General features: G+C 75.7%; 12 protein-coding genes. 5 read left to right on the top strand and 7 right to left on the bottom strand.

The window, feature by feature from the left end:
* Positions 1 to 78 precede the first annotated feature (78 nt).
* Positions 79 to 1,494: an NAD(P)/FAD-dependent oxidoreductase gene (locus ABTZ17_RS03315; RefSeq protein WP_502994582.1), complete on the bottom strand. Its 1,416-nt coding sequence runs from the start codon at positions 1,492 to 1,494 to the stop codon at positions 79 to 81.
* A 189-nt stretch (positions 1,495 to 1,683) separates the two neighbouring features.
* Here ABTZ17_RS03315 and ABTZ17_RS03320 point away from each other — a divergent pair, with 189 nt between their 5' ends.
* From ABTZ17_RS03320 to ABTZ17_RS03330, 3 genes are all read left to right on the top strand, one after another.
* Complete coding sequence (locus ABTZ17_RS03320; protein ID WP_352193779.1) at positions 1,684 to 2,478, top strand: DsbA family protein; 795 nt, start codon at positions 1,684 to 1,686, stop codon at positions 2,476 to 2,478.
* A 26-nt stretch (positions 2,479 to 2,504) separates the two neighbouring features.
* Positions 2,505 to 3,410: an aminoglycoside phosphotransferase family protein gene (locus ABTZ17_RS03325; RefSeq protein ID WP_352193780.1), complete on the top strand. Its 906-nt coding sequence runs from the start codon at positions 2,505 to 2,507 to the stop codon at positions 3,408 to 3,410.
* Positions 3,411 to 3,534: 124 nt separating this feature from the next.
* Positions 3,535 to 4,011 (top strand): GNAT family N-acetyltransferase, encoded by a 477-nt coding sequence (locus ABTZ17_RS03330; protein WP_352193781.1) that lies wholly within the window; start codon positions 3,535 to 3,537, stop codon positions 4,009 to 4,011.
* A gap of 50 nt (positions 4,012 to 4,061) precedes the next feature.
* Here the strand turns inward: ABTZ17_RS03330 and ABTZ17_RS03335 are convergent, their stop codons facing one another.
* From ABTZ17_RS03335 to ABTZ17_RS03360, 6 genes are all read right to left on the bottom strand, one after another.
* A complete protein-coding gene (locus tag ABTZ17_RS03335; protein ID WP_352193782.1) occupies positions 4,062 to 5,054 on the bottom strand; it encodes a zinc-binding dehydrogenase in 993 nt (330 codons plus the stop codon).
* A gap of 154 nt (positions 5,055 to 5,208) precedes the next feature.
* The gene (locus ABTZ17_RS03340; protein WP_352193783.1) at positions 5,209 to 5,571 is read right to left on the bottom strand and encodes a DUF1304 domain-containing protein; all 363 of its coding nucleotides are present in this window, start codon (positions 5,569 to 5,571) and stop codon (positions 5,209 to 5,211) included.
* A 79-nt stretch (positions 5,572 to 5,650) separates the two neighbouring features.
* Positions 5,651 to 6,964, bottom strand: coding sequence for an FAD-dependent oxidoreductase (locus ABTZ17_RS03345; protein WP_352193784.1), 1,314 nt, complete (start codon positions 6,962 to 6,964; stop codon positions 5,651 to 5,653).
* A gap of 141 nt (positions 6,965 to 7,105) precedes the next feature.
* Positions 7,106 to 7,606 (bottom strand): hypothetical protein, encoded by a 501-nt coding sequence (locus ABTZ17_RS03350; protein WP_352193851.1) that lies wholly within the window; start codon positions 7,604 to 7,606, stop codon positions 7,106 to 7,108.
* A gap of 225 nt (positions 7,607 to 7,831) precedes the next feature.
* The gene (locus ABTZ17_RS03355) at positions 7,832 to 8,455 is read right to left on the bottom strand and encodes a response regulator (protein WP_352193785.1); all 624 of its coding nucleotides are present in this window, start codon (positions 8,453 to 8,455) and stop codon (positions 7,832 to 7,834) included.
* Positions 8,452 to 10,131, bottom strand: coding sequence for a sensor histidine kinase (locus ABTZ17_RS03360; protein WP_352193786.1), 1,680 nt, complete (start codon positions 10,129 to 10,131; stop codon positions 8,452 to 8,454). The genes ABTZ17_RS03355 and ABTZ17_RS03360 overlap by 4 nt, the downstream gene beginning before the upstream one ends.
* 419 nt (positions 10,132 to 10,550) lie before the next feature.
* On the opposite strand from ABTZ17_RS03360, the gene ABTZ17_RS03365 reads away from it, so the two are divergent.
* Both ABTZ17_RS03365 and ABTZ17_RS03370 read left to right on the top strand, forming a co-directional pair.
* Complete coding sequence (locus ABTZ17_RS03365; protein WP_352193787.1) at positions 10,551 to 11,105, top strand: GlcG/HbpS family heme-binding protein; 555 nt, start codon at positions 10,551 to 10,553, stop codon at positions 11,103 to 11,105.
* A gap of 186 nt (positions 11,106 to 11,291) precedes the next feature.
* Complete coding sequence (locus tag ABTZ17_RS03370) at positions 11,292 to 12,719, top strand: M1 family metallopeptidase (protein WP_502994583.1); 1,428 nt, start codon at positions 11,292 to 11,294, stop codon at positions 12,717 to 12,719.
* Positions 12,720 to 12,734: the final 15 nt, after the last annotated feature.

A 12,734-nucleotide genomic window follows, 5' to 3' on the forward strand; every position in this document is an offset into this window, starting at 1 on the left:
CGCATGCCCCTCCCGCCCCGCGTGCCGCCCCCGCCCCGCCCGTGCGGCCCACGGCACGTGCGCGCTGCCCCCGCGCGGTCAGTGGCGGCCCGAGATGAGGTCGGCGGCGCGGGCCAGCGGGGAGGTGGTGGGGCGGTGCGTGGCGGACTCGTTGCGGTCGGCCGCCCGGTAGGCCGCGTACAGGGCGTGCACGCCGAGCCAGCGGAAGGGTTCCGGCTCCCAGCGGCGGACCCGGTGGCCGACCCAGGGCAGTCCGGTCAGCTCGGTGGGGCCGGTCTCGCCGGAGTCCTGGAGCACGAGGTCGCGCAGGGTGCGTCCGGCGAGGTTCGCGGTGGCCACGCCGCTGCCCACGTAGCCGCCCGCCCGGCCGAGGCCGGTGGCGCGGTCGAGGCCGACGGTGGCGCACCAGTCGCGGGGCACGCCCAGCACCCCCGACCAGGCGTGCGCCACGGGCACGCCCGCGAGCTGCGGGAAGAATCTCAACAGGATCTCGCGGAGGGCCTCGACGGTGGCCGGTTGGGTGCGGCCGTCGTTGTCGGTGCGGGAACCGAAGCGGTACGGGACCCCGCGGCCCCCGATGGCGATCCGGTCGTCGGCGGTGCGCTGGGCGTACATGTACGCGTGGGCCATGTCGCCGAGGGTCTCGCGGCCGTCCCAGCCGATCTCGGCCCACAGGGCGGCGGGCACCGGCTCGGTGACGATCATGGAGGAGTTCATCGGGAGCCAGTCCCGCTTGCTGCCCTTGAGCCCTGCGGTGAACCCCTCGGTGCAGCGCAGCACGTAGCGGGCGCGGACGGTGCCGTACGGGGTGACGGCGCGGCCCGGGGAGATCCCGGTGACCGGGGTGGACTCGTGGAGCACGACGCCGAGGCGTTCGCAGGCGGCGGCGAGCCCCTTGACCAGTTTCACGGGGTGCACCCGGGCCCCGTGCGGGGTCCAGGCGGAGCCGACGGCTCCGGCCACCCGGATCCGTTCGGCGGTCTCCCCGGCGTCGAGCAGCAGCCGGTCGGTCTCGCCGAAGGCGGTCTCGGTGGCGTGGAAGGCGCGCAGGCGCGCGAGTTGGGCGGGGGTGTGGGCGACCTCCAGGACCCCGCCCTGGTGGATGTCGGCGTCGATGCCTTCCTCGGCGCAGGTGCGGACGACCTCGCCGACGGTGGCGTTCATGGCCTGCTGGAGGCGGACCGCCGCGTCGTGCCCGTGGAGCTTCGCGTAGCGGTCGCGCCCCGCGATGCCGTTGTAGAGCCAGCCGCCGTTGCGGCCGGAGGCCCCGTACCCGCAGAACTTCTGCTCCAGGACGGTGACGCGCAGGCCGGGGTCGGCCTTCTTGAGGTGGTAGGCCGTCCACAGGCCGGTGTAGCCGCCGCCGACCACGCACACGTCCGCGTCCGCGTCGCCGGGCAGGGGTTCGCGGGGCGGCGGGGTGCCGTCCTGGGCGTACCAGAAGGAGATCCCGCCGTTCACGGCGGCGGCCGTGGTGATCGTCTCGCGCGTCATGGGGGAGTGGTACACCGCCTTCCGCTCACGTGTCCAGGGTGTGCGGCCTCCTCATTCCGGCCTTCGCCCCAGGTCAGGGCGGGTGACGTTCGGCCCGGAGCGGGGGCCGGACGGCCCGGGCACCGTACCGGGTCGGGGGATTAGGGTCTCTTCGGGAGAAGTGTGACGATTTCGGAGGTTCAGGGCTCTATGGGTGGCGCGGCGGGGCGGTACGGGCACGAGGACGGGCGCGGGTCCGGGGGCGTGCGGGAACGGGCCGGCGGGCACCCCGGCGGGCCGGGACGGCGGCTGCGGCGGGGTCTCGTGGCGGCGGCGACCGTGCTGGCCCTCGGTGCCGGCGCGGCGGCCTGCGGGGGCTCGGACTCCGGGGACTCCGGGGCCGGGTCCGGAGCCGCCGCCGTGCACACCAGCCCGATCGCGGCCGAGCTGGCCAAGCTGCCCGCGAAGGTGGAGGGGGCGCGGGTGGTGGTCGGCGACCCGAAGGCCCCGCACACCGCGGAGGTCCTGGTGGACCCCCACTGCGGATACTGCGCGCTGTTCGAGAAGGCGGGCGGCGAGGCGCTGCTCCAGGCGGCGGGGAAGGGCCGGGTGAAGATCGAGTACGTCCTCGCCTCCTTCCTCGACCAGGGCGGCAGCGGTTCCGCGAAGGCGGTGAACGCCCTGCGCGCCTCCGTGGACCGGGGCCGCTTCGCGGCCTATCAGGCGGCCGTGTTCGCGAGCCAACCGAAGGGGGCCTTCACGGAGGAGCACCTGCTCGCCGTCGCCTCCGCGGTGCCGGGGCTGCGCGGGCCGGAGTTCGACAAGGCGGTGCGGGAGAACGCCCACGGGGGCTGGGCGACGCGCGCGGAGGCCGAGTTCGAGGCCACCGGCGCGCAGGGCACCCCGCTGGTGCTCGTCGACGGCAAGCCGGCGGGCACCACCGACCGCTCGATGTTCGACAAGGACGCCTTCGCCAAGACCCTGGCGGCGGCCGGGATCGGCTGACCGCGTCCGGCGCGTAGGGTCGGGCCATGGGCGAGATCGTGGTGCCGCGGGAACTGGCCGAGAGCCAACTGCTCTTCAACGGGGAGGCCGGGCGGGCCTTCGTCGACGCGCTCCCCGGCCGGGCCGCAGGGTACCTGGACCGGTGGGACCTCACCCCCGACGGGCCGGAGATGTACGGGACCTGCTCGCTGGTGCTGCCCGTGCGCCGGGCCGACGGCAGCGGGGCCGTGCTGAAGCTTCAGCTGCTCGACGAGGAGACCGAGGGCGAACCGGCGGCGCTGCGGGCGTGGGCGGGCTCGGGGGCCGTACGACTCCTCGACGCGGACCCGGCGGACGGGACCCTGCTGCTGGAACGGCTCGACGCGGGTCGCCCGCTCGCGGCGGTCGAGGACGAGGCGACCGCCCTGACGGTGCTGGCGGGCCTGTTGGCCCGACTCTCCGCGACCCCCGCCCCGACCGGGATGCGCGGGCTCGGCGAGCTGGTGGCCGGGATGTTGGCCGAGGTCCCGAAGGCGCTGGGCGGGCCGGCGGACCCGACCGACCGGCGGCTCCTGGCGGACGCGGCGGCCGCCCTCGCGGAGGTCGCGGACGAGCCGGGGGACCGGCTGCTCCACTGGGACCTCCACTACGGCAACGTGCTGGCCGCGGAACGGGAACCCTGGCTGGTCATCGACCCGAAGCCGTTGTCCGGCGACCCCGGCTTCGAACTCCTCCCCGCGCTCCACGACCGCTGGGACCCGACCCGGGTCCGCTACCGCTTCGACCTGCTGACCGAGGCCCTCGGCGCGGACCGGGACCGGGACCGGGCCCGGGCCTGGACCCTGGGCCGCATCGTGCAGAACGCCCTGTGGGACCTGGAGGACGAAGAGGACGCCCTCGACCCCCGGCACCGCGTGATCGCCCGGATGCTGCTCGACGACCTCAAGGGATGAGGGCGCGGGGGCGGCCGGGCAAGGTGGCACGTCACAGCGCAACGTGCCGTATCACAGCGCAATGTGCCATGTGACGGAACCATGTGACGTGCCGTCCGGTCGCCCCGCGCCCTACCCTGCCCCCATGATCCGTACCGCCACCCCCGCCGACGTACCCGAGATCCACGCCATGATCCGCGAGCTCGCGGAGTACGAAAAGGCCCTGGACGAGGCCCGTGCCACCGAACAGCAGCTGCACGAGGCGCTGTTCGGGGAGCACCCGGCGGCCTTCGCGCACATCGCCGAGGCTCCCGACGGCCGCACCGCCGGCTTCGCGCTCTGGTTCCTGAACTTCTCCACCTGGCAGGGCGTGCACGGCGTCTACCTGGAAGACCTCTACGTGCGGCCTGAGTTCCGCGGCGGCGGCCACGGCCGGGCGCTGCTGGTCGAGTTGGCCCGGATCTGCGTGGACCGCGGCTACGGCCGGCTCCAGTGGTCCGTCCTCGACTGGAACGAGCCCTCGATCCGCTTCTACGACTCCCTGGGTGCCGTGCCCCACCCCGAATGGCTCGGCTACCGCCTCACCGGCGAGGCCCTCACCTCCTTCGCCGCACCCCGCTGACCTCGCCGCACCCCGCTGACCCCGCTGACGCCGCTGACCCCGTCCGGTGGTCAGGGTTCCAGGACGACCTTGCCGGTGGTGGCGCGGTTTTCCAGGTCGTGGTGGGCGCGGGCGGCCCGGGCGAGCGGGTAGCGCTGGACGGCGGGGACCAGGCGGCCGGCGGCGGCTTCGGCGAGGGCGCGGGTCTCCAGGGTGCGCAGCGGGTCCGGACCGCCGGCGCGGGCCAGCATGGCGGGTCCGAGGACGCTCTGCGAGCTGATCCCGCGCCGCTGCTGCTCGGCTTCGGTCAGGTGCAGGGGTTCGCCGCCGGACCAGCCGAAGACCAGGTGCAGGCCGCCCTCGCCGAGGAGGTCCACGGCGGCGCGCGCGGTGGCGCCGCCGACCGAGTCGAAGACCACCGTGGCCCGGCGCGGCCCCAGGAACTCCCGAACCCGGGCGGGCCAGTCGGGGAGGTCGTAGTCGACGGCCAGGTCGGCTCCGTTGGCGACGGCGCGCGCCGTCTTCGCGGGGCCGCCCGCCAGGGCGATCACGGTGGCCCCGGCCCCCTTGGCGTACTGCACGAGCAGGGTGCCGATGCCGCCCGCGGCTGCGGGGACGATCGCCACCGAGTCCGGTCCCAGGGTGGTGAAGCCGAGGATGCCCAGGGTGGTGCGGCCGGTGCCGATCATCGCGACGGCGGCGGCCGCGTCCAGTCCGTCGGGGATCTCGTGCAGCCGGGCGGCGGAGGTGACGGCCCGCGAGGCGTACCCGCCGGGCACCATCCCCAGGTGGGCGACCACCCGCTTGCCGAGCCAGGACGGGTCGGTGCCCTCGCCGAGGGCGTCCACGGTGCCCGCGACCTCGCGGCCGGGCACCGTGGGCAGCTCGGGCAGGGCGTGCGCGGGCCCGCCGGCGCGGCCCTCGCGGAGCGCGGTGTCGAGGAGGTGAACCCCGGCCGCGGCCACCGCGATCCGGACCTCGCCCGGGCCGGGCACGGGGTCGGGGAGTTCCTCGGGGCGGAGGTTCTCCGCGGGTCCGAAGGCGTGCAGGCGGACGGCGTGCATGGTGGGCTCCCTCGCGTCGGCGGTGCGGGACCACCGCACCGGGTACGCGTCCGAGCCAACAACCTCAAGCGGCCTTGAGGTCAAGCTCCCGCCGCATCCCCGGATCCGCCGCTCCTGGACCCGTGCACCCGTACCTCCGCACGGCCGCCACCGGTCAGTGCGCGGCGAGCACCAGGGCGAGGCCGACCAGGGCCGGCACGGTCTGCACGAAGAGGATCCGGCGGCTCGCGGTGGCCGCCCCGTACACCCCGGCCACGGCCACGCACACCAGGAAGAACACCTTGGCCTGGAAGCCCACCGGGTCCGCGGCCAGCGCGCCCCAGACCAGGCCCGCGGCGAGGAAGCCGTTGTACAGGCCCTGGTTGGCGGCGAGGGCCTTGGTGGCGGTGGCGAACTCCACCGTGGTCCCGAAGGCGGTCCGGCCCCGGGGGCCCGTCCACAGGAACATCTCCAGGACGAGGATGTACACGTGCAGGCAGGCCACGGCCCACACGACGAGGTTCGCGGCGATCGACATGCCCCACATGATCGGCCATGGGGGCGGGCGGCGCGCCCCGGGGGTTCCGGAGCCCGCCGCCCGCCGGACGTGCGGAGTCTCAGCCCGCCTGCCCCTGGGCCGGGCTCTGGGCCGGGCTCTGCTGCTCCTGGGTCTTGGGCTGGGTCTGGGTCCGGGGCGCGGTGAGCCGCTGCGCCACCGGCTGGGGCTTGGGGCTGGTGTGGTGCCGGGGCTCGCGGCCGGGGGTGTGGGCGACCGTGCCGCCCCGCCCGCCGGCGGCCAGGGCCAGGGAGACCGCCTCCAGGGCGCTGCTGAACGAGACCTCGCTGAGCACGCCCGGGGCGGCCACCTGGTCGCCCGCCAGGTACACCCCGTGGCCGCGGTCGATCGCGGGCCGGTCCCGCCAGGTGGTGCCCGGCCGGTCCACGGCCCCGGTGCGGCCCACGCACAGGGCGTCCTTGCCGCGCCAGGTGGTCCGCTCCCGCCAGCCCTTGTAGCCGAGGTCGAAGAGTCGCTCGGCGCGTTCCACGCCCACCGACTTGGCCTCGTCCGGGCCGATCGGGATCTGCGCCTGGATCAGTTCCTCGCCGGCCGGGGCCAGGGTCTTGTCCTGGGCGGTGAACCGTTCGATCCAGGCGGGGGCGTCGGCGTCCGCGATGGCGTACAGGTCGCCGCGGCGGTGTCGTACGGCCACGTCCACCAGGACGGCCCGGCCGCTCTCCCAGGTCAGGGAGGAGTCGTCGAGCAGCTGCGAGGCGGCGGCCAGGGAGGTGGCGACGATCACCGGGCCGCGGTCGGCGGGCACCTCGGTGACGCGGGCCCCGGTCTCGATGGTGACGCCCAGCTCGCGGGCGCGGGCGGCCATCCGGTCGATCACGGACTGCCAGCCGCCGCGCGGGAAGCGGGCCTCGGGGGAGAGCCGGGCCAGCCGGCGCAGCCGTTCCTGGACGAAGGCGGCCGACAGGGCGCCCACGTCGTGGTGGAAGAAGCTCACGGCGACCACGTTGGAGACGGCGCGGGCGCCCTCCTCGCCGACGATGGAGGAGGCCCAGGTGAAGAAGTCGGTGTCCACGGGGGCCTCGGCCAGCGGCTTCCGCGCCAGCTTCACCACGGCCATCGGCGGGGTCATCCGGAGCTTGCCGCCGCTGTGCACGCGCAGCTTGGTGCTCTCGGTGAACGGCACCGGGGCGAGCGGCCCGATCAGGTCGCGCTGCTCCAGCCAGCCCCAGTGCGGGCCCTGGTTGTAGAAGGCGTGCGGTCCCTCGTTGGTCCGGTACGGGCCGTCCGCGGTCCGCGCCCGGCCGCCAAGGGTCTGGTGGGACTCGTGGACGGTGACGCGGGAACCTGCTTCGGCGGCGCTGATGGCAGCGACGAGCCCGGCGAAGCCGCCGCCGATGACGGTGAGCTGGTTCATGGTCCCGATCTCCTCGTGGTCGCGTGTGTCGCGTTCGTGGAGGAGACGGATCGAGGGCCCGCGGATGTGACATCCCTACGAGAACTTTTTTGTTTCCGCAGGTCAGAGCCATCGCGCGGGTGAGGTCCAGGGAAGGGGCGGTCAGGGGACCCGGGGGTAGCGGGCCTGGAGGGTCCAGATCGCCGGGTTGTCGGCGAGGCCCTCGTGCATGTCGGCGAGGTCGGCGATCAGGTCGTGGAGGAAGTCCCGGGCCTCGCGGCGCAGCACGGCGTGGCCGAAGGTGAGCGGGGGCTCCTCGGCGGGCATCCAGTCGGCCTCGACGTCCACCCAGCCGAAGCGCCGTTCGAAGAGCATGCAGTCGGAGGACTCGGTGAAGTCCAGTTCGGCGAACCGGCGCTCCGCGGAGCGGCTGCCGCGCGGGTCCTCGTCGAGCCGTTCCACGATGTCGCAGAGGGCCCAGGCGAAGTCGAGGACGGGCACCCAGCCCCAGGCGGTGGACACCTCCCGGTCCTCCTTGGTGTCCGCGAGGTACACGTCACCGCAGAAGAGGTCGTGGCGCAGGGTGTGGACGTCCGCGGTCCGGTAGTCGGTCTGCGGGGGGTCCGGGAAGCGCCGGGAGAGGGAGTAGCCGATGTCGAGCACGTCCCTCATGGTGTCACGGTCACCCGGCGGCACCCCCGCCGCGGCCGGGAGCCGGGCTCTCGCGGGGGCGCGGGCGCTGCCCGAGGTCGGGCCCGCCGTGGGGCACGGGTGCGGCCGGGGCCCGGGGCCGCGCCCGGGGTCGGGCGACGCGTGGGCTCAGGGCAACAGGTGTTGTTCCTTGGCCACGGCCACGGCCACGGCCACGGCCACCGCGCGACGCGTGGGCTACGGCAGCAGGCGTTGTTCCTTCGCCACGGCCACGGCGCCGGACCGGGTGTCCACGCCGAGCTTGTCGTAGATGCGGCCCAGGTGGGTCTTGACCGTGGCCTCGCTGATGAACAGGGCGCGGGCGATCTCGCGGTTGCCCAGGCCGCGGGCCAGCTGGCCGAGGATGTCCAGCTCGCGGTCGGTGAGGGAGGGCCGGGAGGAGCCCCGCATGTGGGCCATGACCCGGTTGGCGATGGGGGCGGAGAGGGCGGTGCGGCCCTGGGCGGCGGAGTGGATCGCGGCGAACAGCTCCTCGGGGCGTTCGGCCTTCAGCAGGTAGCCGGTGGCGCCGGCGCCGATGGCCCGGGTGATGTCGGCGTCGGTGTCGTAGGTGGTGAGCACCAGGACGTGGGGGGCGTCCGGGGCCGCCGTGATCCGGCGGGTGGCCTCGACCCCGTCTATGCCGGGTCCGAGCTGGAGGTCCATGAGGACGACATCGGGCCGCAGCCGGGCGGCGAGGGCCACCGCTTCCTCGCCGCTGCCGGCCTCGCCGAGCACCTCGATGTCCGGTTCGCTGCCGAGCAGGGCGAGCAGCCCGGCCCGGACCACGGCGTGGTCGTCGCACAGCAGGATGGTGGTCAACGGGGCTCCTCGGGGCGGGCGTCGGCGCGGGCGTCGGCGCGGTGGTCGGGGCGGCCGGGGGCCACCGGGGGTCCGTCGGGCCCGGCCGGCCCGCCGGATGCGGTGGGTGAGGTGGGGGCCGTGGGTTCCATGGGTTCCGTGGGGCGGGTGGGTGCGCCGCGTCGGGTGGGTTCGGCGGGGTCCGGGCCGCCGGGGCCGGGCAGGGGGACGGACACCGAGAGGAAGGTGCCCTCGCCGGGGGTGGACTCCACGGTCAGGGTTCCGCCGAGCTGCCGCACCCGGGCCCGCATCGCGGGCAGGCCGTGCCCGCGGCCGCTCCCGTCGGGGCCCGCGCCACCGGCCGGCACGGCGAAACCGCGGCCGTCGTCGGCGATGTCCAGGAGGACCTGGTCGCCGAGGAAGCTGAGCGTGAGGGCCGCCGTACGGGCCCCCGCGTGCTCGCGGACGTTGGCGAGCGCGCCCTGGGCGATGCGCAGGAGGGCGGATTCGGTCCGGCCGGGCAGCGGTACGGGCACGCCTTCCAGGTGGAAGCGGACGGTGACCTCGGGACCCGCGTCCAGGGCGCGTAGCGCGTCGGCGAGTCCGGCGCCGCCGTCGAGCTGCGGCGGGGCCAGGTCGTGGACGAGGCGGCGGGCCTCGGCGAGGCCGCGGGCGGCGATGCCGGTGGCGGTGCGGACGTGCGAGCGGGCGGCGGCCGGGTCGGACTCCCAGGTGCGGTCGGCGGCCTGGAGCAGCATCTGCTGGCTGGACAGGCCCTGGGCGAGGGTGTCGTGGATCTCCATGGAGAGCCGCTGTCGTTCGGCGAGGGTGCCCTCGCGGCGTTCGGTGGCGGCGAGTTCGCGGCGGGTGCGGATCAGGTCGTCGATGAGGGCGCGCTGGGCCTGTGCCTGGCGTTCCATGTGCACGAACACGGCGGTGGCGAGGGCGGCGACGGCCGGCGGGGCGAGGATCAGGTTCGGGTCGAAGGCGGTGGCCAGCCGCAGTTGCGCGCCGACCACGAAGGCCGTGAGCAGGGCCACGAGGACGATCGCGGCGCGGGCGGGCAGGGTGCGCAGGGCCGTGTAGAACAGCGGGACGGCGCACCAGGCGAAGCTCGGCGCGAGCAGGACGATGACCATCCAGGTGGCGACCACGAGCCCGAGCCAGACCAGGCGGCGGGGTCGGGGCCGGGGGCGGGCCCGCGGGGCGGCGGAGGCACCGGCGGGGCCGGGCTCGGTACCGCCGGCGCCGACGGCCGGTCCCAGGACGTACAGCAGGGCCAGGGCGAGGCTCAGGGCGAGGATCCAGGGGGTGCGGGGTTCGCCGGGGTGCCGCAGCAGGAAGCGGGCCAGGGAGGCGCCGAGGAGCAGGAAGAAGGCGGTGTGGACCACGGCGGCGAGCCGGCGGTGGTCGGCGCTGCCCGGCCCGTCACCGGGACGGCCGGCTTCCGGGCGTCGGGGAGCGGCGCGGCCGGGAGCCGGGCGGCCGGGGCGTCCGTGTCCGTCGTGCCCGCCGCGCTCGCGGTGCCCGTCGTGTCCGCCGTGCTCGCCGCGCTCGCGGTGTCCGTCGTGTCCGCCGTGCTCGCCGCGCTCGCGGTGTCCGTCGTGTCCGCCGTGCTCGCGGTGTCCCTCGTGAGGCCCGGGTGCGCCGGACTCCGGGGCCGGGTCGGGGGCCGGGTCCGCCGGGGGCTGTGCCATGGGTTCCTCTCCGTCCTCGCTCTGCCATGATCCCCCGCCGCGCCCCGGTACGGCTCCGCCGCCGGTCGGGGCGGGAGGGGGAGCCGGGGTGCGTGGTGTGGGGCCCGGCCGGGCCGGCGCGGGGGCCGGCCCGGCGCGCCCGACGGGGCCCGTACCCCCGCTCCGGCGCAGGTCCGGGGATGTGTCGTCGTCCGGACCGGGGCCCCGCCGGAGCGGGGGCTCCGACCAGCTGAGCAGCCGCGCCGGGGGCCCGCATCAACCGATCGGTGGACCCGGGGGTCAGCCGGGTCGCCGGCCGGGCCGAGCCGAAGCGGGGACGGGCCGGCGCCGGTTCCGGGGCCAGGATCGAAGGGACGGAAACGACGGCCCCACCGGGCCCCGCAGCGAGCGGCCCGGCACCCCCAGAGGAGTCCCCAGAGATGAAGAACCGCACCCGCGTCCTGACCGGTGTCGCCCTGGCCGCCGCCCTCGGGGCGGGCACCTTCGGCGCGGTCAGCGCCACCGCCGCCCCCGCGTCCGCGCCGGCCGCCGCCGTGGCGAAGACCGACGCGAAGGCCGAAGCGAAGAACTTCACCACCACGACCCACCTGACCGTGGACGCCGCCACCCGCGCCGCCCGCGCCGCGCTGAAGGCCGCGCAGGCCGAGAACCAGCGGGTGACCGTGGCCGTCGTGGACCGCAACGGCAACACCATCGTCACCCTGCGCGGGGACGGCGCGGGCCCGCAGTCCTACGAGTCGGCCGAGCGCAAGGCGTTCACCGCCGTCTCCTGGAACGCCCCCACCTCGGTGCTCGCGGGCCGCCTGGCCCAGACCCCGAACCTGAAGGACATCCCGGGCACCCTCTTCCTCGGCGGCGGCGTCCCGGTGCAGAACGCGGGCGCCCCGGTCGCGGGCATCGGCGTCGCCGGCGCCCCGAGCGGCGACCTGGACGAGAAGTTCGCCAAGGCGGGCGCGGACTCCCTCCTGAAGTAGCCCTCCCCACGCCACCCGCCGTGCGCCCCCGCCCCGGGCGCGCGGCGGGTCCCGCGCGCCCGGGGCGGGGCGGGCGACGGCTTCCGGTGGGACCCGACGGGACCCGGCGGGACCCGACGGACGGGACCTGACAGGACCCGCCGCGGCCGGAGGGCGTCCACAGGGAGGCCACTTAGGATCTTCTCCGTGGAACACCGCACACGCGCCCGAATCGCCCCCGCAGCCGCCGCCGGCGCCCTGCTCCTCGCGCTGACCTCGCTCACCGCGTGCACGGGCAGCACGGTGCAGGGCCGGCCCGGCGCGGGCGGCGTGCGGGATCCGTACTTCCCCAAGGCGGGCAACGGCGGCTACGACGTGTCCCACTACGGGCTCACCCTGACCTACGACCCCGACGAGGAGCACCTCGCCGGCACCGCGGTCATCACCGCCTCCGCCACCCACGCCCTCAGCTCCTTCCACCTGGACCTCACCGGCATGAAGGTGGAGTCGGTCACGGTGGACGGCGAGCCGGCCCGCTTCAACCGCGCCGGACAGGAACTGGTCGTCCGCCCCGCACGGGACCTGAAGAAGGGCCGCACCTTCCGCACCGTGGTCCGCTACGCGGGGACCCCGCGCACCGTCACCGACCCGGACGGCTCCGAGGAGGGCTGGATCCCCACCGAGGACGGGGCGCTGGCCGTCGGCGAGCCCGTGGGTTCCATGGCCTGGTTCCCCGGCAACCACCACCCCTCCGACAAGGCCGCCTACGACGTCGCGGTCACGGTCCCCGAGGGCTACGAGGTCGTCTCCAACGGCACCCTGAGCGGCCGCGACGAGCACGCCGGGGGCCGCACCACCTTCCGCTGGCACAACCCCGAACCCATGGCGAGCTACCTGGCCACCCTCGCCGTCGGCGCGTACGAGGTCTCCGAGGGCCGCACCCCCGGCGGGGTCCCGCTGTACACGGCCGTCGCCCCCGACGAGGTCGAGGACAGCGCGGCCGTCCTGAAGAAGCTGCCGACCGTCGTGGACTGGGGCAGCCGCCGCTTCGGCGCCTACCCCTTCGCCTCCGCCGGCGCGATCGTCGCGGCGGCCGACTCCCTGGGCTACGCCCTGGAGACCCAGACCCGGCCCGTCTACTCCAGCGCCCCCGACCTGCGGCTGCTCGTCCACGAGACCGCCCACCAGTGGTTCGGGAACTCCGTCTCGCCGAAGAGCTGGCGGGACATGTGGCTGAACGAGGGCTTCGCCACCTACGCGGAATGGCTGTGGTTCGAGGACCACGGCGGGCCCACCGCCGCCGAGCGTTTCGACGCCTTCTACGAGGGCGACACCGAGGTGGACGAGGAGGCCGACGGCGACTGGTGGGCCTTCCCGCCCGCCGAGCCCCCCGGCCCCGAGGACATCTCCTCCGACCCGGTGTACGGGCGGGGCGCGATGGTCCTGCACCGGGTCCGCGAGGAGGTCGGGGACCGGGCGTTCTTCGCGCTGCTGCGGGACTGGGCCACCGCGCACCGGCACGGCAACGCGAGCACCGCCGAGTTCACGGCCTTCGCGGAGGACCGGACCGGGGTGGACCTGACGGAGGTCTGGGAGACCTGGCTCCACGGCGAGTCCAAGCCCGACCGGTCCTGACGGCCGGTCCGGCAC

Origin of the sequence: Streptomyces sp. NPDC097619 (assembly GCF_040302735.1) — a bacterium.
Taxonomy (GTDB): Bacteria; Actinomycetota; Actinomycetes; order Streptomycetales; family Streptomycetaceae; genus Streptomyces.